This is a genomic window from Maribacter sp. MAR_2009_72, from assembly GCF_007827235.1.
Lineage (GTDB): Bacteria > Bacteroidota > Bacteroidia > Flavobacteriales > Flavobacteriaceae > Maribacter > Maribacter sedimenticola.
Genome location: NZ_VISB01000001.1, coordinates 3,984,116 through 4,010,468, shown reverse-complemented (window position 1 = coordinate 4,010,468; position 26,353 = coordinate 3,984,116). Strand labels below are relative to the sequence as shown.

The following is a 26,353-nucleotide window of genomic DNA, read 5'->3' as shown; positions in this document are numbered from 1 at the left end:
AAATAGCCGTTTAAAAGCAGGCAAAAGTACTGCCAATTCTTTAAAAATGTCAAAATGTCACAAAAGTTTAAAAAAAAATCCGCCAAAAAGCGGATTCATACTATAGAAATTAATCACATTAGGTAATCAGGACACAAACTCTTTTGTCATATTAGTTTTTGAATCAACACATTCCAAATCGTTTTTAAAGATATCCGCAAGTGCATGACAGATATTGGCATATTGAAAAACATAGCCTTCTTCTTCTATTTTCTTACTACTAACACGCTGACTGGCAAAAAGTAAATAGGCCATCTCTCCCAACACCGTATACATTATAAATTTAGGTATATTGGGCAACACCAAAGGTCTTTCCAAATTTTTGGCGATTTCCTTTACCAGCTTTGTATTGGTAACAGGGTTTGGTGCCACACCGTTAAAAACGCCCTCTAATTCATATTGTGCAACATGTACAAAAATTCTGGCCAAATCAGCGATATGTATCCATGACTGCCATTGCTCTCCACTTCCAAAGGCGGCACCTACAAAATACTTGACAGGTTTTGCCATTTGCGGCAATGCACCTCCTTTATTGGACATAACCAAACCAATCCTTACCTTGGCAACAGTAAGTCCCAATTGTTTGAATTCATCAGCCTTTTCCTCCCAAACCTCTACTACACGGCCCAGAAAACTATCATCTACTTTTTGTTCATCCTCACTATAGTAATTACTTAATGAATTTGGATACACCCCTATTGCGGAGGCCGATACAAGCGAAGTAACCTTGTGGTCAAAAGTATTTTTCAGCGTCTTTTTTAACAGCTCCAATGAATTTACGCGACTGTCCAAAATCATCTTTTTGTATTTGGAAGTCCATCGTTTAGAAATGCTTGCACCTGCCAAATTAATGATAACGGATACGCCCTGTAAGCAATCTTTATCTATTTCATCCTTTTCAGGATTCCAATAAAAACCTTGGTAGTTAGATTTAGATATGATTTTATTCCTATTTGTAGTAAGGTAGTTTACATCATATCCTTTTTCATGGCATTGAGACACCAACTCGCTACCGACCAAACCCGTTGCACCTGTTATCAATACTTTCATATCATAAAGGTATTCCTTTTGATGCTTCTTTATATGCTATTTAATTTGGATTTAACATTGTTGTTCAATGCATTGGCCTTTTCAAAAGATTGAAAATAAAGTAGATTGGTTTATACTTAAAATTTATGGTTTTTTAGCCCTCAACATTTCTCTTTTACCGGGTGGACCAGGTAATCTTTCAACTAAAAAACCAACTTCTAACATAGCTCTTCTTACGCTACCCTTTGCTGCATAAGTAACCAGATAGCCCCCTTTCTTAATAGCCTTGAGCATAATTTCAAAAATATCAACGGTCCATAATTCAGGTTGAACACGAGCGCCAAAAGCATCAAAATACACAAGGTCATATTGCGCAATGTCCTTTATGTCCTTAAAATCCTTTTGCTGCTTTTTAAGATTGAATTTTGGGGAAATGGGTATAAGCTCTTCCCACGGGGAAGCATGCATCTCATTAAACATTTTGGTAAAGGACAGTGCGTTCAGTTCCTTTAGATAATTCAATTGTCCTATCTCTTCCTTGGAGACCGGATAAGCCTCAACACCGGTATAGTCAATACTAAGGTTTTGGTGTTCTGCCTCCATGAGGGTAATCAAGGCATTTAAACCTGTGCCAAAACCTATTTCCAAAATATTAAGATCACAATTTTTAAAGAGGTGCAATCCGGAGTGGATAAATACATGATAGGCTTCTTGAATAGCTCCGTGTTTAGAATGGTACTGTTCGTTCCATTCTTTTATCTGTATGGTTTTTGAACCATCTGCCGTAGTAATAATTTCCCTTTTCAAATTAATTGGGAATAACTACTCCAGAGGCTTCAAAACTATATGTTCTTTTAGGAGCTACGATTGCGGCAATTTCAGCTTCATCCTTACCTGCATCTTTTGCATAATGTCTTTGATCATCAACGCTCATTTCCTCAACAAAGGCTAAACCGTTCATCACTACGGACTTATCTACTATATCATTTGGCATAAAAAATCCATAATCCTTAAAGCGAACCATAGCCTGCTCTCCCTGCGGAAGCTCAATGACCATCCAACAACCCTTTACCTTACAAACCTCATTGACTTTAGATTTAATGGTTATGTTCAACGTATCCGTAACAGCCATACCTTTATATAATGACATCATCTCCTCAGAGGATTTTATGTCCTTAAGTTCAAAGGAATCCCCTAGAAATGTAACTTTTTGATTGTCACTAGACAAACGGAGCTGCTTTTGTTGCTGGGCTTGACAAGAAAATATCCCAAATAATAATACAAGTAAAATGTTAAATCCTTTCATAAACCTTAAAAATGATGAATTCCCTGCAAATCTGGTCAATTTTAATCTAAAAAAGAAGGACCAATAGCGATATTTGTTTAATTTTATTCAACTAAAGTTACGTATTTTATGAGCATTGAAACTAAAAACATCATTGTAGAAAAGGTAAAAAATTCAAAAATTGACCAAGTTGATTTTGATAATCTGGCTTTTGGTTCCGTATTCACGGACCACATGCTTGTCTGCACCTACAAAAATGGTGTCTGGGAAACTCCCACCATTGTTCCATATCAACCAATTACTTTAGACCCATCCTCTAAAATCTTTCATTATGGACAATCCATATTTGAGGGAATGAAAGCTTATAAGGACGATAATGGGGATGTATTTTTGTTCAGGCCACTGGATAATTTTAAACGCCTGAACATTTCCGCAGAAAGAATGTGTATTCCTGCAATTCCCCAAGAATATTTTATGGAGGGTTTAATTACCTTATTAAATTTGGACAAGGCCTTTATACCCACACAAGAAGGCAGCTCATTATATATAAGGCCATTTATGTTCGCTTCCGGAAACGGATTTCATGCCTCACCGGCCAATGAATATAAGTTTATAATTGCCTGTGCACCTTCCGGCTCCTATTTTTCAGGGAAGGTAAAGGTATTAATTGAGGAAAAATATTCCAGGTCCGCCAATGGTGGTGTTGGCTATGCAAAAGCAGGAGGTAATTATGCCGGACAGTTTTATCCTACCCAACTTGCCATAGACAAAGGTTACAATCAAGTAATTTGGACAGATGACACCAATCACGAATTTATTGAAGAAGCTGGTGCAATGAATATTTTCATTAGAATAAATGATACACTAATGACCGCCCCTACAAGTGATCGAATTCTAGATGGAATTACACGTAAGAGTATTTTGGAAATAGCCAAGGATCAAGGTATTAAAACAGAGGTTAGAAAAATATCTGTAAAGGAAGTTGTAGAAGCAGCAAAAGATGGCTCCTTAAAAGAAATGTTCGGTGCAGGTACGGCTGCGGTAATTTCTCCAATATCCGGTTTTGGCTACAGAGATACGGATTATGAATTACCAGAACTACAACAAAGTTATGGTGCTCGATTAAAGAAAATAATAACCGACATTCAATATAATAAAAGTGAAGACAAATTTGGATGGCGCTATAAAGTAGGAAATTAAAAAAGGGGCCAAATGGCCCCTTTTTATTTTTTAAGTATTGTAGCAATATCCGGACTAAAATAATTAGGACCTTTTAGAACTTTACCATCTTCCCTGTAAATAGGATTGCCGTCCTCACCCAATTTACTCATATTACTTCGTTGTATTTCATTGAAAACTTCTTCAATTTTATATTGCATACCGTGTTCCAAGATTGTACCGCATAATATATACAACATATCACCAAGTGCATCTGCAACTTCAACAAGATCATTATTTTTGGCGGCTTCCAGATACTCTTTATTCTCCTCATCCATTAAATTGTAACGTAACAAGTTTTTAGCATCACCTAAATTTGCACGCATTTTCTCAGAAACACCCAAGCCAAACGAGTTATGGAATTCTTTGACCGCTTTAAGTTTATTTTTCATATATATTCAGTGGTTTTCTATTAGCTTTGTGTAAAAATAGGGAATATGTTCAGCACGGGACAAATTGTTTTTGCAATCGCTTTCGCAATAGTTTTTGCCATTATTATCATCTTATCATATAAAAAAGACCGCAAACATCATCAAAAAAATTTCAAGGGCGTAAAATGGATTGGCATTTTCTTTGCACTATTCATAATATCACTGCTTTGTACTAAATATTTACTTAACGATTAGTTAATATTTTACTTACACCACAAAAATTGGCCTTCTTACAACAGAAAAACGCTTTTTACACCGTTAGTATAACAAATAATGTAATTTTGCGTTATTCATACATAAGGGCAATTAATTATGATGACATTTCTTACAATCTTTATAATTTTAATAGGTATTAATTTGGCAATGGTAGTAGTTAGTCTATTGAGTGTTTCTCAAAAATCCAAGACATCTACCAAAAAATTATCCAACGAACCTGTTTCTGTAATCTATCCTTTAGATTTATTGACAACTAGCTACAAGAAAGCAGTATAGTTTTTACCTTTATAAGGTATGAAACAATTCTTGTTAGTTTTTTTGGGAGGAGGATTTGGTAGTATTCTACGCTACTATATTTCCAAAACACTAAACCCTTATTACTCCAATTTTTATTTAGGTACTTTTTTGGTCAATATTATTGGCTGTCTTCTAATTGGTCTATTGATCGGCATTTCCTTAAAACAGAATTATCTTACCCAAAACCAAACTTTATTATTAGCTACAGGATTTTGCGGTGGATTTACAACTTTTTCCACGTTTGCTCTTGAAGGCAATTTATTATTTAAGGAATCTTCTTTTTTATACGCCTCACTTTATATGGGGTTAAGTGTAGCAATTGGCATTTTGGCCATTTCTTTAGGAATATACATAAGCAAGATGTTATAAAAATAACATTAGCACCAAGTATTTTTATTTTTTTGATTTTTTTTTAGCAAAATCGTGTTTTAATGCACAATCGTCAGGTTATTTGCTAAAATTCTGACAAATAATTTAAAAAAGCCTTTTTTAAGAATAACTTCAAAACCACTATCCGTAAAATAAATCACTTCAAATAGACATACCCTAAAAATATAGGGGTATAAATTGCGATACTCATAAAAATCACTAAACACCCCCATAAAAAATTAGGGTATACTTCAATTTAACATATATTTGGCAATATTAAAAACTTAGTCAAATGAAAAAAATCGAGGCAATTATCAGAAAATCAAAATTTGACGATGTCAAGGAGGCATTACATCAAATAGAGGTTAACTTCTTCAGTTACTGGGACGTAACAGGGGTCGGAAATGAAAAGCAAGGTCATGTATACCGTGGTATTTCGTATAGTACTACAGATATACAGCGTAGGTACTTATCTATTGTAGTATCGGATGACTTTTTAGAAAAAACGGTGAATTCCATTTTAGAATCTGCTTACTCCGGTAATGTGGGTGATGGTAAAATATTTGTATCCGAAGTACTAGAAGCTTACCGAATTAGAACTAAGGAAAAAGGATTGGCAGGAATCAACTAAAACGAAAACACTAACTAAAAATAAAAAAAGATGGACGCAGGATTATTTACAGCAAACAACGTATGGATGATGTTGGCTACCGCATTGGTATTCTTCATGCACACCGGGTTTGCCTTCTTAGAAATTGGATTGACCAGACAAAAGAACACAATTAATATTTTGTTTAAGAACATTTTCATCATAACGGGTGGTTTGCTTCTTTATTACGCATTTGGATTTAACTTAATGTACCCTGGTTTTGAAGATGGGGACATGGGAATTTTAAAGTTCGCAGGATTTGGAATTGCTGCACCAGAAGGAGGCATGACTCCAGATTATGCCGATGGTGGTTACACGTGGTGGACAGATTTCCTTTTTCAAGGAATGTTCGCAGCTACGGCGGCAACAATTGTTTCCGGTGCTGTTGCAGAACGTATTAAAATAGGTTCTTTCATGATTTTCACGGTAATCTATGTAGGTTTAGTATATCCTATAGTAGGTGCTTGGAAATGGGGTGGCGGATTCTTGGATTCTTGGGGATTCTATGATTTTGCCGGTTCTACATTGGTACACTCTGTTGGTGGATGGGCCGCATTGGTAGCCATATTCCTATTAGGTTCCAGAATTGGAAAATTTGGCAAGGATGGCAAGCCTAATGCAATCCCTGGACATAATATTCCATTGGCCACTGCCGGTGTACTAATATTATGGTTAGGATGGTTTGGATTTAACGGTGGTTCCGTATTGTCCGCAGACCCAGAATTAACTTCATTGGTTCTGGTTACAACAAGTTTGGCTGCAGCTGCAGGTGGATTTGGCGCAATGATCACTTCTACCATATTATATAAGAATTTAGATTTGACCATGTTCTTGAACGGTATCCTTGGTGGTTTGGTAGGTATTACTGCCGGAGCAGATCTAATGTCTCCTAACGAAGCTGTGATTATTGGTCTTTTAGCCGGTATAATCATTGTACTTGGTGTGGCATTGGTAGATAAACTTAAATTGGATGACCCTGTAGGTGCTGTTGCCGTACACTTAATCTGTGGTATATGGGGTACATTGGCCGTTGGTATTTTTGGTAGCATGGCCAGTGGTGCACAGTTCATGACCCAGTTATATGGAGTATTGATTGTAGGTGGTTTCTGCATAGTTACCTCCGGAATAATACTAGTTGTCCTAAAAGCGACAATAGGTCTAAGAGTTGCTAAAGAAGAAGAAGTTGAAGGGCTTGATATTCATGAGCATGGAATGGATGCTTATGCAGACTTTAGAATGAACCAACACTAAAAAAAATACGGAGCGTTTTGCAGAACGCTCCGTTACATAACCTTTTCAATAAAAAATTTCTCAAAATTAATTCATCCTCAATAGAGGTTTAAATCAAAAACTTATGAAAACGATTATCAATACAAAATACGTAAAAAATATTTTTTTAGCAGGTATTGCACTTGTATCCACCGGTATTTTTGCACAAGAAGAAGAGAAGAGTGCACTTAGCCTTAGTGGTTCTATAGATACATATTATAGAACAACTTTCAATGAAGCAGGTGTCGATGAGTCTTCATCATTTACATCGTTTGCTAACCAAACAGGTTTTGCTTTAGGTATGGCAAATATTATAGGTACTTATGAAACTGGTAACACAGGCTTTGTAGTAGATTTAGTTTTTGGTCCAAGAGGAACAGAAGCGACATTTAATAATGATGTGTTGAATGGTATTATTAATCAGGCTTATGCATATTGGAATGTGTCTGAAGGAACTACTTTAACCATTGGTAGGTTTAATACGTTTCTAGGATATGAAGTTATTGCTCCAGCAGCGAACTTTAACTATAGTGTTTCGCATCTATTTTCGAACGGACCGTTTTCACATGTTGGTTTAAAAGCTGATTTTACTTTATCTGATGATGTTAGTTTAATGCTTGGCGTTATGAACCCATGGGATACCAATGATATAACGGGAACTGGGGAATATTCTTTAGGTGGTCAATTAGGTTTTTATGGCCAATTCTTAAATCTATACTATGATAGTGGTAAAAATGATGGATTAGGTTTCGAAATTGATTATACTGGTGGTTTTGATGTATCTGATGATTTTTTCTTTGGCATAAACGCTGCATATAATAAAAACTCAGAGACTGAAAGCGGTTTCTACGGTTTAGCAATTTATCCTCAACTTACCACTTCAGAAACTTTTGCCATCGGTCTAAGGGGTGAATATATGACCTTTACACAAGAAGGTTTAGACGATACACCTGTTCTTGCCGCTACATTAACAGGTAGCTACACAACAGGTAATTTAATAATCAAACCAGAGGTACGCTTAGATAGCTGGGGCAATGATGTAGAACCTTTTGGTAATGCAACTGACCCAACAAATTCTCTAGCATCCTTTACTTTAGCGGCAATCTATTCTTTCGACTAAGCAAATAAAGAACAATAATTACTAAAATCCTCTAACAGCACGTTAGGGGATTTTATTTTTTTACAAAATCTTTTACCCCGGCCACTATCCTTGAATCAATATTATTTACAGATGGCACCAAAGGACAGGAATATTTTTTGTTATAGGCACAATACGGATTATACGCTTTGTTAAAATCCAGAACAATTTTATTTCCTTTAGGAATTCTTAGGTCTAGATATCTACCGCCACCATATGTTTCCATACCATTTGTAGCATCGGTAAAGGGAAGAAATAAGTAATCTTTATATTTTTCTTGGGCAATTAACTCAGGGGTCTGGTACACTTCCAATTCATACACTTTTCCTTTTAGATTAAATTTGGCAATACCATATAATACTTCCGTAGAAATACGATCAGTGGTAGTGGGCATTGAAAATGGTAATGCTTCTGGCGTTCTAATAAAATCGGCCTCTATTACAAAGGCGGTATCAGCTTCAAAAAAATCCAATGTTTCAAAATCTGCCCTAAATCTATCCGGTAAAGGAGACGTTTCCGGATCTTTGAATTCTGCATTCAATTTTTGTTGAAATTTTAATATGTCCATCAACTTGTCTGACTGTATAGATTCCACTGCCACTTTTTGTTCATCGTGGTATTTTTTTTCTTGTCTACATGAACATAAAACTGCAATTAACAGAAAAGTAAAAAAATGCTTCATTGGTATTAATTTAATCTTCAAAAATACAATTAATTCATTTTAAGATTTTGATTATAGTTGTACTTTACCCCAAAATGCTAGAAACAATGAGAATTGCACACTTTACTTATTTGACCATTTTACTGGCTACTATGCTAAGCTGTTCAGAAAAAAAAGTTACAGCAAGTACCGCCTTGGAACAGACCAAAGGACCCACCATGGACCCGGATGGGTACAATGTTGCCTTTCTCATTATGAATGGCACATATAATACAGAATTCACTGCCCCTTTTGATATTTTTCAACATACCAAATTCAGAAAAAATATTAAGGTTATGAATACTTTTACCGTTGCTAACACCTTAGACCCCATTACAACTTTTGAAGGGGTTAGGATCCTGCCAGACTTTGATTATACAAAGGACACTTTACCTAAAATAGATATTTTGGTAGTCCCTAGTGCAGAACACCATATGGATTCTGATTTAAATGACACCACACTTCTTAACTTTATAAAAAAAATAGATGAGAACGCACTTTTTGTCACCAGTCATTGTGATGGTGCCTTTCCGTTGGCCAAAACAGGAATCTTAGATGAAGTAACCTCTACAACATTTCCTAGCGATATTGAATCTTACAGAAAAATGTTTCCCCATTTAAAAGTTCAGGATAGTGTTTTATTTGTTCATGACGGCAAATATATTACCTCTGCCGGAGGGGCCAAAAGCTTTGACGCCGCATTGTACCTCTGCCAATATTTATACGGAGAAGAAATTGCTAAATCCTTAGCCAAAGGACTGGTCATAGAATGGGACCTAGGTCAAGTTCCACACCTTATTGTGGAATAATATCATAACGGGCATTCGTTAAATATTTCTCTATTAACTCATTAAACTCTGGGGTAATTCGTAATAAGGCAGAATTTTCCAAGGTATATAGTTTAGCCTTATCGGTATATCCATTTTTTAAAAGTTCCTCTAAATAGAAAAGGGCCGTTCCAAAATCTTCCATACCGGCACTTATAGTTATGACCTTTAAATAGGATTCATATTCTTTTGGAACCGTTATGGTCTTGATCATATATAATAAATTCAAGGCATCCATATCAACTTTTTCCGCAGATACTACGTAATCTACATTGTCAGCAATTAAGGCATTTATAAATCCTCTTAATCTACTTGAGGACTGTCTTTCAAAAAGTTGGCTGCTCTTATCCAATTTGTCCAACTCTTTCATTTGATAGTTCCACCATCCCAAATTAGCGTAATTATAGGTTATAATATCTTCCTCTAAATAGTAGCTATAATCCCCCTTAGCAAAATCTTCTTTTAAAATTATATTGTTCTGTGTTCTAATTGCCTTTTTATAAGAAGTACTTCGACGCAGGGATTTTTTGGTTGTCTTTAACGAATCCATTGTTATTAACGGGGCTAAAACCCTTTCAATATCAGAAATTAGGTAACTGGCCAAAATAGGTTGATCATTTGTAAAAAAGGTGTTAGCCTTCACCAAAAGTTCATAATAAGTATCAGCAATCAGCGTACTGTCTTTAACAATATGTCCTTTTGCCATGCTGCTCAGCGTCAACATTCTCATAGCCATAGCCAAGGTATTACCGTCCGGTAAATGTTTCTCCCCGTCAAATACAAATAGTTGATTTGGAAACTTTAACCTATCTAAAACTTTACGCTCTTCAAGCATATCCGGAAAGTTATAATCAGTTCTATTTACCACACCAATAAACTGAAATTTCTGTCTTACGTTCAATATATCAATACTGCCTAATGTGGCCCCAACAGAAATAACTCCGTTAATATCTGGAATAAAGGTGGGTAAAATAGAGGCGAATTTTGCTCCACTTTCAAAACCTGCCGTGTACATTCTATTATTGGTGATAGGCAAGGAAGTGACAATGGCATTCAACATTCTATTTGCAATCAAAACATTTTCGCTCAATGAAAGACTATCGTTTAGACTATAGGAACTGGCCAGCACATACCCTTCCTTTTCAGCCGAATTTACCAGCATAGAAATTGATGATTTGGCATTGCCCCTCATATCCGTCACAAAAATTACGGGCCAAGATTTATCTAGACTAAAATTAGATGGAGTATAAATAGCCATAGTTTCTCCTATGGAATCATTAACCAACAAATTTTCTGTAATTGCTCCTTTAACCAATTTAAAATCTTGTGAAAAGACAAGGGTTGCAGATAGTAATAAAGTGTAGAGTAGTGTTTTTTTCATCTTTAATTCATCATCAAAAATCTAGCCAAATTTTTAATTTTGGTTATCGTTTATTAAAGATATCATTTTTGATTCCATTTTAAAATGTCGATTAACAGGTATACCATTATTTAATTTTATGCATGGGAGCGTTGGATATTACTTGAGACAAAACTATGTGCGTTCTTGTTTCACCGTATTGTATGAGCTGGTCAATAAATTTCTCTAAATGAAATTGATCCTTTAAAACAACTTCCATAACAATATTTTCATTACCGGTAATCCTATAACAATTTATTACTTCTTCAAGAGTGCCTACAATGGCCAAAAACGGTTTCAATTTACCCATAAATGCCCGTAGAGTAATGATTGCTTTAAGTTGATGTCCTGTCAAGGCATGTGAAACGGTTGCTTTATAACCCATTATTATTCCCAGGTCCTCCATTTTCTTAACACGCTCCGCAACTGCAGGCGCGGTAAGACCAATGGCCCTACCTATGTTGGCAAAAGATTCCCTGGCATTTCGCTGTAACTGTTTCAGGATTTTCCAGTTTAACTCATCTATCTTTGGATTCAAAAGTTTTATCGTTTAAAAATTATGTATCTAAAGCAAATTTACAAAAAGCGTTTGCTTTCCATAGAAAATTATGAGATAACTGATGTAATTTTATATATACTAATATTACCCCACAGCATGGCATATCGTAGTCTTAAAAACTTACCGATTTACAGAAAGGCACTGGAGCTTTGCACAATGAGCAGGGAAATAGCGTCTTACGTTACTTTCAACAAAGATCTTGTAAGACTATATGAATCTAAAAGCCTAAGGGACATCATAGCTAATTCCATATTAACCGATGCAATATTGATACCTCAAAAAATTGCACAGGTAGAACATTCTAACTGTACCAATGAACGTTTGGAGCATATCTCCTTTATAAATATTATAATAAGGAATATAAATTCTTACTGTTTAGGTCTAGAAAAGCATGGGGTTAAGGAAACGGAATACATAAACTTATTACGTGCGGAGATTAAAAGTTTTAGAAAATCCTATAAAAAATGGAGAATTGAGCATTTGTAAATGCTGAACTCATCCTGGTAAATTCTCCTTTTTCCCAACAATTTTAAGAATTATGGACTATTTTTGGAAGCTAATTTAGATTTCCATTGAAAACTACCATTTTAGTACATTGCCCTGATCAATCTGGCATCATTAGTACCGTTACAGGATTTATCCATAAAAATCAAGGTAACATTGTTTATCTGGACCAACATGTAGACAAAAATGCCGATGTGTTTTTTATGCGAACAGTCATTGAATTTGACACCCATTTTTTAGATCTTGAGAAATTTAAAACTTTATTTCAAGAGGAACTAGCCTCTAAATATAAAATGAAATGGAGTTTGCACACAGACGAAAAATTGCCCAATATGGCAATATTCGTTTCAAAATACAATCATTGTTTATATGATTTGTTAAGCAGATATCGTTCTGGGGAACTGGCGGTAGAAATACCTTTTATTTTAAGCAATCACAATGATTTAAGATATATTGCCGATCAATTTGAAATTCCGTTTTATCATATACCGTTCAATAAGGAAATTAGGGTACAAGCAGAACTGCAACAATTAGAACTTCTTCAAAAATATAATATAGATTTTATTGTACTGGCCAGATACATGCAGATTGTTAGCGAAAAGCTGATCAGCAAATTTCCAAATAAGATCATAAATATCCATCATTCTTTTTTACCTGCCTTTGCCGGTGCCAAACCTTACCATGCAGCATTTAAAAGGGGAGTTAAAATTATTGGTGCCACAAGTCATTACGTCACCGAAGAATTAGATGCCGGCCCGATCATTGAGCAAGATGTTACTACGGTAACACACTCCCACTCCATAGAAGATTTTATTACAAAGGGTAGAGATTTGGAAAAAATTGTTCTCTCCAGAGGAGTAAAATTACATATTGCACGAAAAACAATGGTGTATAACAATAAAACCGTCATTTTCTCGTAAGCTATTTAGAACCTTTAACTTTCAGTTATGATTAAAAAGATAAGCATACTTATTTTGGTAATGTTCATGGCTTCTTGTAATGAGTTGCAACAAGTAGTCAACCAAATGCCAGGATCAACAAATACCGTTTTAAGCAATGAAGTAATTGCAAACGGATTAAAGGAAGCATTGGACCAAGGTATTGAACAACAGGTGAGTAAATTAACGGCACAAGACGGCTTTTACAAAAATGAACTCGTTAAGATATTATTGCCGGAAGAACTACAAAAAGTAGATAAAACATTGCGTGATATAGGGTTGGGAAATCTTGCGGATGAAGGTTTAAAGGTTCTTAACAGAGCTGCTGAAGATGCCGTTTCCGAAGCAACACCGATTTTTGTAAATGCCGTTAAGGAAATGACCTTTACCGATGCCAAAAATATTTTGTTGGGAGCGGACAATGCCGCCACTACGTATTTGGAAAACAGAACTAATACAGCACTCTATGATAAATTTAAACCTGTTATTGATGCTTCGTTTAAAAAAGTAAATGCGGATAAGGTATGGAATTCTCTCATTTCTAAATACAATGCTATTCCACTTACTAATAATGTAAATCCAGATTTAACAGATTACGTTACCCAAGAAGCATTAAATGGAGTATATAAAATGATAGAAGTGGAAGAAAAAGAAATTAGAACCAATTTATCATCACGAACCACGGATATTTTAAGGAAAGTATTTGCTTTACAGGACTAATTTTAAATATTTAACATTCAGAACAATAACATTAAAAGTTATACGTTAAAAAGTTATAAGAGCAATATTTGATTAGATACAAAATTTCTATTTGAGTTAGTTATTTTTTGAGTTAGTTAGTTAAAAAACCGGTGGGAGCACCGGTTTTTTGTTTTTTATCTATTTAAAAGTTCTAATTTTGATTTTTATTCAACTTTTGCGAAAGTTGAAATACTTCCTAATCAATTCATTTTATTATTAATAATTATTAAGAAATAGTATCTACAGTGCTAAAATTCATTTTTGCCTTTTTTATTTACGTATTCTCTTTATTACCATTGCTTGTTTTTTCACAAGGGCATAATGGCAATACCAATGAGGACTGTAACTTAATGTTATCCTCTTTGGAAAAAAAAGAAATAAAAAATAGTACGGCAAATGATTATTTTGAATTAGCCATTTGCATGTATGAAAATGAACGTTTTAACGCTGCATATGATTTTTTCATAAAAGCAAGATCTTTAAATTTCACGGACAATGAAGAGCTAGAAAAATATTTAATCCTATGCAGTATTGCCATGGACGATAATGAAAATAGTTTAGATTTAAACCCACAGGTCCAAGCACCTGATAAGACCTTACTTGCAAACAACTATAAGCACACCATACAGGTACACTTGCTCAACCTTATATTTATCATAGTTGCATTTACGGGCATTGTAACCGCCCTAATTTTGTTTAAAAAGTACAAGAACAATAAAAGCAATATATTTCTGGGCATTTTCGTGATGACAATTTCCTTTGCGCTTTTAGAACTGGTATTATTTTGGCAAGATTTTTTTGAATATTCACCTACAGTAGCTATTTACAGGGTATTGTTTTTTCTATGGGCACCTTCCTTATATTTTTATGTAAAAAGCAAATTTATTGATCTTAGGGTTACCAATACAACGGTCATTTTACATTACATTCCATTCATAATTGTGCTTATTAGCCTTGTAATCTTGGGAAATTTTAATGTACGCACACATGCGCCTGAAAATGCTTTTTTGGATAGTATTAGTTTTATAATCAACGATAATTGGATTAAGACCGTGCATTTACTCATCTATCTAATTTTAATATTTAACATTTTCAAATACCATAAAACCATAATGCAGAAAAATTCCAAAAATTGGATTAAAACATTAATGGTATTTATATTGATCTTGATTTTGTTTTTAGTTACAAGAGCAGGATTTGAGCATATTTATGCCTTTGATTACATCTCAAAATACTTTATAGCGGTCTATTTTATACTCTTTATTTCCATTCTTGCCACATTACTATTGATCCAACCAGAAGTAATCACAGAATTGATAACCGCAACCTATACCGACCAACCAACAAAGGATAAATACAAGAATTCCGGATTAACGACCACAATGAGCCATCAACTAAAATCTCAACTTGAAGATTTGCTTGAGAAGGATAAAATTTACTTGGATAATACATTGACCCTTGCCAAACTTGCAAAAAACATGAATGTTGATCGTTACAGTCTTTCCCAAGTTATAAACCAAGAATTGAATAAAAATTTTTACGAACTTATCAATGATTACAGGATTAAGGAAGCAGTAAGTATCATTGAATCCAAACAAGAAATACAGGTGGTAGATCTCATTTACGAGAGCGGTTTTAACAATAAAGTCTCCTTCTACAAAGCGTTTAAAAAAAGGCTGGATATGACCCCAAAAGATTACATGGCTAAAACGTGGAACAGCTAGTACATTCTTAAGATTTCCTCAAAAACTTTAAAATTTTCACAATTGCGCTTCGGAATATACTTACTTCTGAAAATCAATTTATTACGCAATAGGTTAACGTTAATTTAAATCGGTTTACTATTAACCTAGGTCGGCTTCAACCCTTCTACCCTCCTTCCCTTCATATTTTTGCCGTTGGTTTATAGAGTCGGTCAATATCAAAAAAATTATAGTTTTTGATTTTCATTTTATTGAGTTAGCTATCATATAGAATAAAGGGCCGACTCTTTATACAACTATTTATAAAGCTTACTTATTTACTAACACTCAAATTAATTTTATGAGAACTAAAACAAGATGTTTTTTAATGCTTGTATTCGCTTTGGTAGCGCACATTGGTTTTGCGCAGGAAAAGACGATAACAGGTACGGTAACAGATCAAGGCGGACTCCCATTACCTGGAGTTTCGGTATTAATTATTGGTACAACTAATGGTGTACAAACAGATTTTGATGGTAATTATAGCATCAATGCATCTACTGGTCAAAGTTTAAGGTATAGTTACTTAGGTCAAAAGACTGTAACTAAGGAAGTAGGTTCGGCCTCCGTAATCAATGTAGTTTTAGAAGAAGATGCCCAAGCGCTAGATGAAGTAGTTGTAACTGCATTGGGTATTTCAAGGGAAAAGAAATCATTAGGTTATGCCACCCAGGAAATTCAAGGAGACCAGGTAAATACCGCAAAGGACCAAAACTTCGTAAACTCCTTATCCGGTAAAATTGCCGGTTTGGATATTAAGAAAAGTTCAACCCTTGGTGGATCTGCAAACGTTGTAATAAGGGGATATTCTTCCATTACTGGAAACAACCAAGCACTATTTGTAGTAGATGGTGTTCCGTTGAACAACGATACGAACAACTCTACATCCCAAGCAGAGGGTGGTGACGGCTATGATTATGGTAATGCCGCAAGTGATATCAACCCAGATGATATAGAAAGTATTAACGTACTTAAAGGTTCTGCGGCAACGGCACTATATGGTTCTAGGGCTGCAAACGGTGTTATTATCATCAATACCAAAAAAGGTAAAAGAGGAAGTGGACTTGGGGTATCTATTACCAGTTCCGTAAATATTGGAAAATATGACAAGGATACATTTCCAATTTTTCAACAAGAGTATGGTCAAGGTTACGGTCCGTTTTACGGTGCTGGTTACATCGACTCTATCGATGTTGATGGTGACGGTATAGAGGACATTACGCCACCAACCGGTGAAGATGGCTCTTTTGGATTACGTTTTGACCCCAATCTAATGTTATATCAATGGGATTCTTACTATCCACAATTAGACACTTATTTACAAAAAAGCCCTTGGATCGCGGCGAAAAACGGTCCTGAGTATATCTTTCAGAACAGCGTAACAAGCTCACAGAACATAGCAGTAAGCCAAGGTTTTGAAACTGGTAGCTTAAGAATGAGCTACACCCGTTTAGATCAAACAGGAATTTTACCAAATAGTGAAATAGGAAGACATAATGTTGATTTGGTCGGGACAATGGACCTTAATGAAAAGGTTACCGTAACCGGTAAGGCAACATACACCAAAAGTTCTGGACTTGGAAGGTACGGTACAGGATATGATGCTGAAAACATCATGACCAATTTTAGACAGTGGTGGGCCAATAGTACTGATTTAAAAGATCAACGAGATGCATACTTTGCCACTGGACAAAATATAACATGGAACCCATCCGGCCCATCTAGCTTAGGCCCAAAGTATTGGGATAACCCATATTTTACCCGTTATGAAAATTATAATACCGATGAGCGTAACAGGTTATTTGGTTACGGTAGTATATCATATGATGTTTTGCCATGGTTAGAAATCTTTGGTAGGGCTACTGTAGATACATATGCAGAATTAAGGGAAGAAAGAAACAATATAGGAAGTATAGATACGCCTGAATATTCTAGAAAGAATATCAATTTCTCTGAATACAATTATGATTTCTTTTTAAATTTCAATGGAGATATCTCCGATAGATTTGGTATATCAGGTGTTGTGGGTACCAACTACAGACAGACCAAGAACAATTATGTAACGGCAACTACAAATGGTGGTTTAAATCTGGAAGGAATTTATGCTCTTTCAAACTCGATTAACCCAATAGTTTTTGATGCCAGTTCTGAATATGACGCAGATGTTAGGGTATTTGGTGTATTTGCAAATGCAAGTATAGATTACGACAACATGTTGTTTTTAGAAGGTTCTTTGAGAAACGATACTTTCTCAACTTTACCAGAAGGACAAAACTCCTTTTATTATCCTGCGGTTTCCGCAAGTTTTGTGTTCTCCAATCTTTTTGATAGTAACGCAATCTCATTTGGTAAGCTAAGAGCCGGCTATGCAGAAGTTGGTAACGGTGCAACTTCATACCAACTTCTAAATACGTTTAATCCTATTGCAGGATTTGGCGGTGCCACTTTATATTCTAACCCGGGCACATCTAACAATCCTAATCTTAAAGAAGAACGTACGTCTAGTAAGGAATTGGGTCTGGAGATGAATTTCTGGAACAGAAGAATAGGTTTTGACCTATCACTTTACGAGCAGATTACCAGTGATGCCATTATACCTGTAGAGATTACACCTTCAACAGGTTTCACGAATACAGTAGTAAACTCGGCCGAAGTATCGAACAAAGGTATAGAGACCCAATTGTATTTTACGGCAATTGAGTTACCAAATTTTTCTTGGAGGACGGATATCAACTTTTCTACCTATAAGAGTGAAGTGTTGAACTTGTTCCAAGATTCACAGAACATCTTGGTCAATAGCTTTTTTGGGGTAAGTTTAAATGCTGCTAAAGGTGAAGCCTACGGAACACTTAAGGGAACCGATTATGTTTACCTAAATGGCGAAAAAGTAATTACCGAAGATGGCCAGTACGCCAAAACAGAGTCTAACCAAGAAATTTTGGGAGATATCAACCCAGATTGGAAAGCAGGTCTTACCAACACATTTAAATACAAGGATGTAAGTTTAAGTTTCTTGATCGATATTCAGGAAGGTGGCAGCGTATTTAGTGGTGATACCTATTTTGGTATGGCTACAGGTATCTATGATGTTACAGCTGGCTTAAATGATTTGGGCAATCCGTTAAGAGACCCTGTAACCAATGACAATACTTCTGGTGGTGTAATATTACCAGGGGTGCAGGCAGACGGTTCTCCAAATACGGTAAGGGCAGATTTTACAACTTACGAAAACCCTTATGGACGATATGGTAACGCACCGGATGCACAATTTGTTTATGATGCCTCATATGTAAAATTAAGGGAGGTTACTTTAGGCTACACATTACCTAAGAAATTTGTTGACGCCCTTCCATTTACGGCCGTTTCTTTCACAGCGGTAGGTAGGAACCTTTGGATCATTAGTAAGGACCTTCCATATGCAGATCCAGAACAAAGCTTTGGAGCAGGTAATTTACAAGGATTCCAGATTGGGGCTTATCCTTCGGTTAAGGAATATGGTTTTAACATTAAATTGGAATTTTAAACAAGAGAACGATGAAGAATATATATTTAATTTTAGCAACCGCAGGCATATTGTTGTCTAGTTGCACAGAAGATATTACAGATTATAATAACGACCCCAAATTACCAACTGCAGTCCCACCACAAACATTAGTGGCCAATGCAGAAAAGAATTTGGCAGATAGAATCACAACGATAAGCGGTTCCAACGTATTTAGACTTTGGGCGCAACATTGGGCACAGGCCACCTATATTGATGAGTCTAACTACTTAATTATTGGTAGAGATCCTTCACAGGCCTATTGGACTACATATTATAACAATGTGATCAATGATCTTAATTCCGCTCAGGCATTGATAGAGGAAGATGAGATTTTAGATGCCGTTACCAGAGGCAATCAATTGGCCATTATCGAAACTATTAAAGTCTATACGTTTCAACACCTTGTAGATTTGAACGGTGATGTACCTTATAGCGAAGCTGCGGACATTAACAACCTATTTCCAAAATATGATGATGCAGCCACCATCTATACGGATTTAATCTCTAGAATATCCGCTGCACAAGCCGCATTGGCCAACGGTGGGGAATCTTTTGGCTCTAATGACATTTTTTATTCCGGTGATGTAACCGCCTGGAGAAAATTGGCCAATTCCGTAAAATTGAGATTGGGTATGCGTATAGCCGATGTAAATCCTACATTGGCAAGTACCACCGTCAAAGAAGCTGTAGATGCCGGCGTATTCACTTCTAACGATGACAATACTATCATTAGGTATGAATCATCGCCTACAGCGAACAACAACCCTATTTACAATCTTTTTGAAACTGAAAACAGAAGAGAGGATTACATTGCAGGTAAAACATCTTTAGATAAGTTGGTTGCTCTAAACGACCCTCGTTTAGATGATTATTTCGCGGATAACAAGGACCCGTACATTGGCGGACCAATTGGTGGAAATAATTCATACGCCAACTTTACCCATTTAAATTTTGATATCGTTGGTGATCCAACTTATCCAGGATCTATTATGGATTATGCTGAAGTTGCCTTTTTTCAGGCAGAAGCCGTTGAAAGAGGTTTCATTTCTGGAGATGCGGAAGCATATTACAATGCCGGTATTGCTGCATCTATTGCCTATTATGGTGGTACACAAGATGAAATAGATACATATTTGGCACAGCCAGAAGTTGCCTATGCTACCGCTACAGGTGATTATAAACAAAAAATAGGTACGCAAAAGTGGATTGCGTTGTTCAATAGAGGTTTTGAAGCTTGGACAGAGTACCGTAGGCTAGATTGGCCAGAACTGGTTTTATCTAACCAAACTCAACAAGAAGTTCCTTTAAGGATGATATATCCAGTGAAGGAATCTGCGGTAAACGGTGAAAATTATGACGCCGCTTCAAGTGCAATTGGTGGTGACCAATTGACAACTCCATTATTCTGGGACGTTAATTAGTAGTTCATTTATAATTAAGTTGATTGTTAAGACCGGTGCAAACCGGTCTTTTCTCTTTTAGAAATAAGATTGAAAAATATGCGGGTCAACTACCCCTTTAAATAACGGACCACTTGTTCATTAAAAAAATGTGGTTGCTCCACATTCACCACATGACCGCAATTTTCAACTACCAAAAGCTCTGATTTTTGATGGCTACGGGCTATTTTTTTAACACTGGGCAGAAACAAATAATCTTCTTCACCCATAACATATAAGGTAGGTATTTGTATATCTACAGTCCTAAAAAAACGCAATAGTGGATTAATTTCCGAAGTAAGCCTAAACCAGCGTATAAATTCTTTTTGATATAATTTTTTGGCCTCCCTAACAAACAATAAACGTGATTCCTTATGATTCTTATTGGGCATTATTACAAAGGCAAAAAACTTATATAACCATAGATAAGGAACAACGGATTTAAAAATGACCCCCAATTTCATTAGAATCTGCGACCTTAGGTTCAATTTCATAATTGCCCCGCCCAAAACCATACTGGCAACGCGTTCAGGATATTTTTCCGCAAGGTTCCTTATTAAAATAGTTCCAAGGGAAATCCCCACAAAATGCGATTTTTGAATATTTTGAAAATTAATGACCTCAACGATATCATTGGTAATGACATCAAAGGTGTATTTATCATCAAAAACACTTTTTAAGTCGGGTTTGGAATTGCCATGCCCTCTTAAATCCAATAATAAAATATTAAAATGCTTTTTAAATTCACGAATCTGTTTATACCAAATTGATGAACTGCCTCCGGCACCATGGACAAACGTTACCCAAACAGGAGAAGATGAATGAACATACGTTATATGGTGAAGCAAAATTTAGACGGATTAAGATATCGTTAAGGCAATATATAATTAACTTTTTAAAATGTACCCAGCATCATAAATAATTAGCTATTTTACTGTCATTTTTAAATTTTTGAACGTGTTCATGTTAAAAAAAAGACAAATAACCTGATAATTAGTTGTATGACCCCTAGAGTCGACATCCAAAAGGCCATTCTGATCGTATATTTGCAAAGAACTAACGTATAGCATTATGGAAAAGCAATATTGTAAAGTAGGAACCGTAAAACCTATTGCAGCCGAAGCGGATATCATAACCTTATTGGAGTATCAATATCAAAACTTTTTGGAAAAGGCTTCCAATATGCCAACCAATACCCAATTGGGAGAATTTTTTGAGCAAAAGGCACAAAAGATAAAAAGGACGTTAGAAAACTTGGTGTAAGCCATCAAGTTCCTTCTTCATGGCAATTTGCAATTCGCTTGCTTTTTGCTGGGCCGCTTCTGCAAAATTTAGTTCTCCAGAAGCGTAAATTATTCCGCGCGAAGAATTAATCAAAAGTCCAACATCCTTTGTCATACCATGTGCGCATACATCATGCAAGTTACCCCCTTGTGCACCAACCCCTGGCACCAGTAAAAAACTATTGGGCACAATTTTTCTTATTTCCTTAAAATATGCTGCCTTGGTAGCACCAACGACATACATTAAATTTTCAGATCCTTTATACGTTGTTGAGATAGACAGCACTTCCTTATACAGTTCCGTATCCCCTATTTTTTTGGTTTGGAAATCAAATGCCCCCTCATTGGATGTCAGAGCCAATAAGATAGTATGCTTATTCTCAAAAGCAAGAAATGGTTCTACAGAATCCTTACCCATGTATGGAGCTATGGTAATACTATCAAAATTAAGATCTTCAAAAAAGGCCTTTGCATATCTGGTAGACGTATTGCCTATATCACCACGCTTGGCATCGGCAATGGTAAAAATATCAGGATAGTTCTCATTAAGATATTCTATTGTTTTTCTAAGTGAGGACCACCCCTCTACACCATACGCCTCATAGAAAGCAATATTTGGTTTATATGCTACACAAAGATGGTGCGTAGCATCTATAATTGCTTTATTGAACGTAAAAATGGGATCTTCCTCCTTTAATAGAAATTTTGGAATTTTGTCCAAATCTGTATCCAGGCCAATGCATAAAAAAGATTGCTTCTTATGAATTTGGGCAATAAGTTCTTGGGTAGTCATACTTTAAAAAATCTCAGAGGCCTCTCTCAATTTCTCTGTATTCTCAACTAAACTCAATTCGTCTATTATTTTTTGAATGTCCCCATCTATTATATTGGACAAATCATACAATGTAAGACCAATACGGTGGTCCGTAACCCTACCCTGGGGATAATTATAAGTTCTGATCTTTGCACTACGGTCACCACTACTTACTTGGCTATTACGTTTTGCGGCGTCCTCTTCCTGTTTTTTGGCCAATTCCATATCATACAATCTGGAGCGCAGTACCTTAAAGGCCTTGTCCTTGTTCTTATGCTGCGATTTTTGATCTTGGCACTGTGCCACCAATCCGGTAGGAATGTGCGTTAGCCTCACCGCGGAATAAGTAGTGTTTACAGATTGCCCACCAGGACCTGATGAACAGAAAAAATCTATACGAACGTCCTTGGGGTCTATTTGAACGTCAAAGTCCTCTGCCTCGGGCAAGACCATGACCGTTGCGGCACTTGTATGTACCCTACCTTGGGTTTCTGTCTGTGGCACGCGTTGTACACGGTGTACACCGGCTTCAAATTTTAACGTACCATATACATCCGTCCCATTTACCTCAAACTGTATTTCCTTAAAACCTCCACTGGTACCTTCACTAAGGTCAATAACATTGGTTTTCCAGCCTTTGGACTCACAATATTTGGTGTACATGCGAAATAAATCTCCTGCAAAAATACTAGCCTCGTCACCACCGGTTCCGGCCCGGATCTCTACGACCACATCTTTGGCGTCCTCTGGATCTTTTGGAATCAACATTAATTTTATATCCTCCTCTAATTTTGGCAAGGCGCCCTTGGCCTCTTCCATCTGCATTTTGGCCATTTCCAGCATCTCTTGATCGCTGCCATCGGCAATAATCTCCTCTGCTTCTGAAATATTATTGGTAAGCTCAAGATATTCCTTACGCTTTTCCATTAGATCTTTAAGATCTTTATATTCCTTGGTAAGCTTTACATAACGCTCTTGGTCCGTAATGATATCGGGCTGTATGATAAGGTCGGAAACCTCATCAAAACGTTGCTTAACAATATTTAATTTTTCTATCATAATCTTACTTCACTTGTGCTGCGAATTTACGATAATTTTGCAGATGCCCTAAAGGGTTGTGCATGCTAAGCATTAAAATAAATTAAAAAAAGAGATAGGTTAAAGTGGTTCAATTTAAAATGATGCCATTGCTCTTGTACATTTTATCATGTTCATCTACAATGATCACTTCCGTATCTCCCAACTGATTGATCAATGCCAATCCTGCATTGACACCCATAACAAAGATAGAGGTTGCCAAAGCATCTGATAGCTCTGCGCTTTTGGCAAATACGGAAACGCTTTGAATGCCTGCGGAAGGGTATCCGGTCCTTGGGTCCAGGACATGGGCATATTTTTTGCCGTTCACTACCATAAAATCTGCATTTCCGCCAGAAGTTGCAACGGAAGATTCCAAAATAGGTAGCCAAGAAAACAGTCCTTCCTGCCCTTCTGGATTTAAAATTCCTATCAACCATTTTTCTCCGGTAGCCTTTGTTCCCCATGTAGTAATATCCCCACCAACATTTATAATACCGCCTTGCACCTGTTTGGAAACCAAAAGAGCCTTGGCCTTATCCGCAGCATATCCCTTACCAATGCCTCCAAAAGAAATTCGCATACCCTTTTTTGCAAGGTAAACGGTTTGATCTTTACTATTAAGTCGAATATTTTTATAGCCGATCTTTAGTGCCGCCTCTTTAATAGCCAATTTTGATGGCATTTGCGTCATGGAACCATCAAACTTCCATAAATTTTCAAGTGCGGTATATGAAATATCAAAAGCCCCATTGGTAAGTTCGGAAATTTGGATAGCACGCTCTATTAATTTAAAGAGCTCCCAACTTACGGCAACTGGCCTAATCCCGGCATTGGCATTTATCTTTGAAGTTTCGGAATTGGGGTCCCAAGAGGAAATCAACTTTTCTATTCTTTGAATTTCAGCAAAAGCTTCTTGAATATAAATATAGCCCAGCTCCTCTTCCAATGAGACAACAGTAATATCAAAATCACTGCCCATTGCAGTAAAAGATTTTTTTACGGTGATGAACTGCTCCCCTTGACCAAATGCAAAGAAAGTCATTAAAAAGAAGATAATGGGGGGAAGATTCTTCACTAGCAAGCTCTATTACGGACTATGATTTAATTGTAAATATAGATTTAAGTTAAACTATTTTATAGATTTTTTTACGATATACCCTTACTCGAACACGCGTAACAATGAGCCTTCTAATGAGGTATTGTATATTTTCAATGCTTTGGAAGTACTGTTGGGTATGGTATTCAACGGTGTACCGTTTTGACTAAATTCAGAACCATGAACGTCACAATAAAAAATGCCTCCGTCCTTATTTACAAAACGCACTTGGTCATATTGTTCATGACTACAAATTTGTGTTGCCGCTACAAAATTACCTTCCAAATTTTTAGCTACGACCACAAGATTTTTGAGAATAAAATCACCGTTATTGGCCAATTTTTGGCCTTCCGAAGAATTTAGGTCAATAGTAAAATCAATATTGGTAGGTGGGGTTACGATGTTTCCTTCCGTTTCGCTCTCTTTGGAACAACTGCCCAAACAAGGAAAAGTTATGGCAAAGGCTGCCCCTGCCCCTAAGGTTCTTAAAAATTGTTTTCGTTCCATAGCAAAATAGGTTTATACTATAGAACGATATTTTTGGCCTAATCGTATGTACTAATACACAAAGGTTCCATTACTACCGGAAATGGTCAATTTTTTGGAATCTGATGGCTCTACCCTACCAATAATCTGCGCGTCTACCCCAAAATCATTAGAAATCCGTATAAGATCGTCTGCAATATTTTCAGGTACATAAAACTCCAATCTATGCCCACAATTGAATACTTTGTACATTTCTTTCCAATCTGTACCGGATTGCTCCTGAATAAGTTTGAACAGGGGCGGCACCTCAAATAAATTGTCTTTTATTATATGCAGCTCATCTATGAAATGAAGTATTTTGGTTTGTGCTCCACCACTACAATGAACCATACCATGAATATCCTTAGCATCAAAGTTGGAGAGTATTTTCTTGACTATTGGTGCATAGGTTCGTGTTGGGGAAAGTACCAGTTTACCTGCATCTAACGGGGAATCCTTTACCTCATCCGTTAGTTTTACCGTACCACTATATACTAGATCACCAGGTACTTCGGCATCAAAACTTTCCGGAAATTTCTCCGCCAAATAATTGGCGAACACATCATGCCGGGCAGATGTTAGTCCGTTACTCCCCATACCTCCGTTATATTCCTTTTCATAATTGGCCTTGCCAAAAGAGGCCAGACCAACGATAACATCGCCTGCCTTAATATTTGCATTGTCTATGACATCTCTTCTCTTTATTCTGGCCGTAACGGTAGAGTCCACGATAATGGTTCGTACCAAGTCACCAACATCCGCAGTTTCACCACCGGTTGAATGAATGGTAATACCAAATTCACCTAAATCCTTGATCAGTTCTTCGGTACCATTAATAATAGCGGACAATACCTCTCCAGGTATCTTGTTCTTGTTTCTTCCTATAGTGGATGACAACATAATATTGTCCGTAGCACCTACACAAATTAGGTCATCTATATTCATGATAAGCGCATCTTGGGCTATACCTTTCCACACTGAAATATCACCAGTCTCTTTCCAGTACATATAGGCTAAGGATGATTTGGTACCCGCACCATCTGCATGCATTACCAAGCAATAATCATCATCTCCCGTAAGGTAATCCGGTACTATTTTGCAAAAAGCTTTTGGAAAAAGACCCTTGTCTATATTTTTGATTGCGTTGTGTACATCTTCCTTGGAGGCAGAAACACCCCGTTGCTGATATCTTTCACTGCTTGATGTGGACATATTCTTATTT

27 protein-coding genes are annotated in these 26,353 nt (G+C 36.3%); 14 read left to right on the top strand and 13 right to left on the bottom strand.

Annotated elements, in window-relative coordinates; genetic code table 11:
• Positions 1-126: 126 nt before the first annotated feature.
• The 3 genes from JM81_RS16820 to JM81_RS16810 form a co-directional block, all read right to left on the bottom strand.
• Positions 127-1,089 (bottom strand): TIGR01777 family oxidoreductase, encoded by a 963-nt coding sequence (locus JM81_RS16820; protein ID WP_144805120.1) that lies wholly within the window; start codon positions 1,087-1,089, stop codon positions 127-129.
• A 123-nt stretch (positions 1,090-1,212) separates the two neighbouring features.
• Complete coding sequence (gene mnmD / locus JM81_RS16815) at positions 1,213-1,875, bottom strand: tRNA (5-methylaminomethyl-2-thiouridine)(34)-methyltransferase MnmD (protein ID WP_144805118.1); 663 nt, start codon at positions 1,873-1,875, stop codon at positions 1,213-1,215.
• Position 1,876: 1 nt separating this feature from the next.
• The gene (locus tag JM81_RS16810) at positions 1,877-2,296 is read right to left on the bottom strand and encodes a DUF4920 domain-containing protein (RefSeq protein ID WP_261375124.1); all 420 of its coding nucleotides are present in this window, start codon (positions 2,294-2,296) and stop codon (positions 1,877-1,879) included.
• A gap of 186 nt (positions 2,297-2,482) precedes the next feature.
• On the opposite strand from JM81_RS16810, the gene JM81_RS16805 reads away from it, so the two are divergent.
• Positions 2,483-3,553 (top strand): branched-chain amino acid aminotransferase, encoded by a 1,071-nt coding sequence (locus JM81_RS16805; RefSeq protein WP_089259678.1) that lies wholly within the window; start codon positions 2,483-2,485, stop codon positions 3,551-3,553.
• A gap of 23 nt (positions 3,554-3,576) precedes the next feature.
• Here the strand turns inward: JM81_RS16805 and JM81_RS16800 are convergent, their stop codons facing one another.
• Positions 3,577-3,963 (bottom strand): nucleoside triphosphate pyrophosphohydrolase family protein, encoded by a 387-nt coding sequence (locus JM81_RS16800; protein ID WP_144805114.1) that lies wholly within the window; start codon positions 3,961-3,963, stop codon positions 3,577-3,579.
• A 351-nt stretch (positions 3,964-4,314) separates the two neighbouring features.
• Here JM81_RS16800 and JM81_RS16790 point away from each other — a divergent pair, with 351 nt between their 5' ends.
• The 5 genes from JM81_RS16790 to JM81_RS16770 all read left to right on the top strand — a co-directional run bounded on the left by JM81_RS16790 (position 4,315) and on the right by JM81_RS16770 (position 7,922).
• Positions 4,315-4,494, top strand: a complete 180-nt coding sequence (locus tag JM81_RS16790; protein WP_144805110.1) for a hypothetical protein — start codon at positions 4,315-4,317, stop codon at positions 4,492-4,494.
• Between the two features lie 18 nt (positions 4,495-4,512).
• Positions 4,513-4,884 carry a fluoride efflux transporter CrcB gene (gene crcB, locus JM81_RS16785; protein WP_144805108.1) on the top strand — a complete coding sequence of 124 codons (372 nt, stop codon included), beginning with the start codon at positions 4,513-4,515 and terminating at the stop codon, positions 4,882-4,884.
• A 292-nt stretch (positions 4,885-5,176) separates the two neighbouring features.
• The gene (locus tag JM81_RS16780) at positions 5,177-5,515 is read left to right on the top strand and encodes a P-II family nitrogen regulator (RefSeq protein WP_089259673.1); all 339 of its coding nucleotides are present in this window, start codon (positions 5,177-5,179) and stop codon (positions 5,513-5,515) included.
• 30 nt (positions 5,516-5,545) lie between these two features.
• On the top strand, positions 5,546-6,784 hold the full coding sequence (locus JM81_RS16775) for an ammonium transporter (RefSeq protein WP_144805106.1): 1,239 nt from the start codon (positions 5,546-5,548) through the stop codon (positions 6,782-6,784).
• A gap of 103 nt (positions 6,785-6,887) precedes the next feature.
• Positions 6,888-7,922, top strand: coding sequence for an outer membrane beta-barrel protein (locus JM81_RS16770; RefSeq protein ID WP_144805103.1), 1,035 nt, complete (start codon positions 6,888-6,890; stop codon positions 7,920-7,922).
• A gap of 52 nt (positions 7,923-7,974) precedes the next feature.
• On the opposite strand, the gene JM81_RS16765 is transcribed toward JM81_RS16770, so the two are convergent.
• Positions 7,975-8,622 carry a DUF1684 domain-containing protein gene (locus JM81_RS16765; RefSeq protein WP_144805101.1) on the bottom strand — a complete coding sequence of 216 codons (648 nt, stop codon included), beginning with the start codon at positions 8,620-8,622 and terminating at the stop codon, positions 7,975-7,977.
• Between the two features lie 86 nt (positions 8,623-8,708).
• Between JM81_RS16765 and JM81_RS16760 the strand changes: the two genes are divergently transcribed.
• On the top strand, positions 8,709-9,449 hold the full coding sequence (locus JM81_RS16760) for a DJ-1/PfpI family protein (RefSeq protein ID WP_144805098.1): 741 nt from the start codon (positions 8,709-8,711) through the stop codon (positions 9,447-9,449).
• On the opposite strand, the gene JM81_RS16755 is transcribed toward JM81_RS16760, so the two are convergent.
• Entirely contained in the window at positions 9,436-10,848 is a 1,413-nt protein-coding gene (locus JM81_RS16755; RefSeq protein WP_144805096.1) for an alpha/beta hydrolase, read from the bottom strand. The two genes, JM81_RS16760 and JM81_RS16755, sit on opposite strands and share 14 nt — an antisense overlap.
• Positions 10,849-10,954: 106 nt before the next feature.
• Positions 10,955-11,404: an Lrp/AsnC family transcriptional regulator gene (locus JM81_RS16750; RefSeq protein ID WP_144805094.1), complete on the bottom strand. Its 450-nt coding sequence runs from the start codon at positions 11,402-11,404 to the stop codon at positions 10,955-10,957.
• 117 nt (positions 11,405-11,521) lie between these two features.
• Between JM81_RS16750 and JM81_RS16745 the strand changes: the two genes are divergently transcribed.
• The 6 genes from JM81_RS16745 (at position 11,522) to JM81_RS16720 (ending at position 20,315) form a co-directional block, all read left to right on the top strand.
• Positions 11,522-11,911: a hypothetical protein gene (locus tag JM81_RS16745; RefSeq protein WP_089259793.1), complete on the top strand. Its 390-nt coding sequence runs from the start codon at positions 11,522-11,524 to the stop codon at positions 11,909-11,911.
• 86 nt (positions 11,912-11,997) lie between these two features.
• Entirely contained in the window at positions 11,998-12,849 is an 852-nt protein-coding gene (gene purU / locus JM81_RS16740) for a formyltetrahydrofolate deformylase (protein WP_144805092.1), read from the top strand.
• A 27-nt stretch (positions 12,850-12,876) separates the two neighbouring features.
• Complete coding sequence (locus JM81_RS16735; RefSeq protein ID WP_379920844.1) at positions 12,877-13,587, top strand: DUF4197 domain-containing protein; 711 nt, start codon at positions 12,877-12,879, stop codon at positions 13,585-13,587.
• A gap of 383 nt (positions 13,588-13,970) precedes the next feature.
• Complete coding sequence (locus tag JM81_RS16730; protein ID WP_186435599.1) at positions 13,971-15,332, top strand: helix-turn-helix domain-containing protein; 1,362 nt, start codon at positions 13,971-13,973, stop codon at positions 15,330-15,332.
• 319 nt (positions 15,333-15,651) lie between these two features.
• Positions 15,652-18,873 (top strand): SusC/RagA family TonB-linked outer membrane protein, encoded by a 3,222-nt coding sequence (locus JM81_RS16725; protein WP_144805088.1) that lies wholly within the window; start codon positions 15,652-15,654, stop codon positions 18,871-18,873.
• 11 nt (positions 18,874-18,884) lie between these two features.
• On the top strand, positions 18,885-20,315 hold the full coding sequence (locus tag JM81_RS16720) for a SusD/RagB family nutrient-binding outer membrane lipoprotein (protein ID WP_144805086.1): 1,431 nt from the start codon (positions 18,885-18,887) through the stop codon (positions 20,313-20,315).
• Positions 20,316-20,404: 89 nt separating this feature from the next.
• On the opposite strand, the gene JM81_RS16715 is transcribed toward JM81_RS16720, so the two are convergent.
• Entirely contained in the window at positions 20,405-21,181 is a 777-nt protein-coding gene (locus tag JM81_RS16715) for an alpha/beta fold hydrolase (RefSeq protein WP_089259662.1), read from the bottom strand.
• Between the two features lie 223 nt (positions 21,182-21,404).
• Here JM81_RS16715 and JM81_RS16710 point away from each other — a divergent pair, with 223 nt between their 5' ends.
• Entirely contained in the window at positions 21,405-21,596 is a 192-nt protein-coding gene (locus JM81_RS16710) for a hypothetical protein (RefSeq protein WP_089259660.1), read from the top strand.
• Here the strand turns inward: JM81_RS16710 and pyrF are convergent.
• From pyrF to JM81_RS16685, 5 genes are all read right to left on the bottom strand, one after another.
• On the bottom strand, positions 21,579-22,409 hold the full coding sequence (gene pyrF / locus JM81_RS16705; protein WP_144805084.1) for an orotidine-5'-phosphate decarboxylase: 831 nt from the start codon (positions 22,407-22,409) through the stop codon (positions 21,579-21,581). The two genes, JM81_RS16710 and pyrF, sit on opposite strands and share 18 nt — an antisense overlap.
• A 3-nt stretch (positions 22,410-22,412) precedes the next feature.
• On the bottom strand, positions 22,413-23,489 hold the full coding sequence (gene prfA, locus JM81_RS16700) for a peptide chain release factor 1 (RefSeq protein WP_089259658.1): 1,077 nt from the start codon (positions 23,487-23,489) through the stop codon (positions 22,413-22,415).
• Between the two features lie 109 nt (positions 23,490-23,598).
• Positions 23,599-24,585, bottom strand: a complete 987-nt coding sequence (locus JM81_RS16695; RefSeq protein WP_261375122.1) for an FAD:protein FMN transferase — start codon at positions 24,583-24,585, stop codon at positions 23,599-23,601.
• Positions 24,586-24,669: 84 nt separating this feature from the next.
• Complete coding sequence (locus JM81_RS16690) at positions 24,670-25,113, bottom strand: Rieske 2Fe-2S domain-containing protein (RefSeq protein WP_144805082.1); 444 nt, start codon at positions 25,111-25,113, stop codon at positions 24,670-24,672.
• Between the two features lie 51 nt (positions 25,114-25,164).
• On the bottom strand, positions 25,165-26,343 hold the full coding sequence (locus JM81_RS16685) for an AIR synthase related protein (protein WP_144805080.1): 1,179 nt from the start codon (positions 26,341-26,343) through the stop codon (positions 25,165-25,167).
• Positions 26,344-26,353: the final 10 nt, after the last annotated feature.

Excerpts from the sequence above, each read along its gene's own strand:
- JM81_RS16800 (WP_144805114.1), bottom strand. The coding sequence starts at position 3,963 with ATGAAAAATAAACTTAAAGCGGTCAAAGAATTCCATAACTCGTTTGGC.
- JM81_RS16820 (WP_144805120.1), bottom strand. The coding sequence starts at position 1,089 with ATGAAAGTATTGATAACAGGTGCAACGGGTTTGGTCGGTAGCGAGTTG.
- JM81_RS16725 (WP_144805088.1), top strand. The coding sequence starts at position 15,652 with ATGAGAACTAAAACAAGATGTTTTTTAATGCTTGTATTCGCTTTGGTA.
- JM81_RS16755 (WP_144805096.1), bottom strand. The coding sequence starts at position 10,848 with ATGAAAAAAACACTACTCTACACTTTATTACTATCTGCAACCCTTGTC.
- JM81_RS16685 (WP_144805080.1), bottom strand. The coding sequence starts at position 26,343 with ATGTCCACATCAAGCAGTGAAAGATATCAGCAACGGGGTGTTTCTGCC.
- pyrF (WP_144805084.1), bottom strand. The coding sequence starts at position 22,409 with ATGACTACCCAAGAACTTATTGCCCAAATTCATAAGAAGCAATCTTTT.
- JM81_RS16735 (WP_379920844.1), top strand. The coding sequence starts at position 12,877 with ATGATTAAAAAGATAAGCATACTTATTTTGGTAATGTTCATGGCTTCT.
- JM81_RS16710 (WP_089259660.1), top strand. The coding sequence starts at position 21,405 with ATGGAAAAGCAATATTGTAAAGTAGGAACCGTAAAACCTATTGCAGCC.
- JM81_RS16690 (WP_144805082.1), bottom strand. The coding sequence starts at position 25,113 with ATGGAACGAAAACAATTTTTAAGAACCTTAGGGGCAGGGGCAGCCTTT.
- JM81_RS16720 (WP_144805086.1), top strand. The coding sequence starts at position 18,885 with ATGAAGAATATATATTTAATTTTAGCAACCGCAGGCATATTGTTGTCT.
- JM81_RS16805 (WP_089259678.1), top strand. The coding sequence starts at position 2,483 with ATGAGCATTGAAACTAAAAACATCATTGTAGAAAAGGTAAAAAATTCA.
- prfA (WP_089259658.1), bottom strand. The coding sequence starts at position 23,489 with ATGATAGAAAAATTAAATATTGTTAAGCAACGTTTTGATGAGGTTTCC.
- JM81_RS16765 (WP_144805101.1), bottom strand. The coding sequence starts at position 8,622 with ATGAAGCATTTTTTTACTTTTCTGTTAATTGCAGTTTTATGTTCATGT.
- JM81_RS16790 (WP_144805110.1), top strand. The coding sequence starts at position 4,315 with ATGATGACATTTCTTACAATCTTTATAATTTTAATAGGTATTAATTTG.
- crcB (WP_144805108.1), top strand. The coding sequence starts at position 4,513 with ATGAAACAATTCTTGTTAGTTTTTTTGGGAGGAGGATTTGGTAGTATT.
- JM81_RS16775 (WP_144805106.1), top strand. The coding sequence starts at position 5,546 with ATGGACGCAGGATTATTTACAGCAAACAACGTATGGATGATGTTGGCT.
- JM81_RS16780 (WP_089259673.1), top strand. The coding sequence starts at position 5,177 with ATGAAAAAAATCGAGGCAATTATCAGAAAATCAAAATTTGACGATGTC.
- JM81_RS16760 (WP_144805098.1), top strand. The coding sequence starts at position 8,709 with ATGAGAATTGCACACTTTACTTATTTGACCATTTTACTGGCTACTATG.
- JM81_RS16770 (WP_144805103.1), top strand. The coding sequence starts at position 6,888 with ATGAAAACGATTATCAATACAAAATACGTAAAAAATATTTTTTTAGCA.
- JM81_RS16745 (WP_089259793.1), top strand. The coding sequence starts at position 11,522 with ATGGCATATCGTAGTCTTAAAAACTTACCGATTTACAGAAAGGCACTG.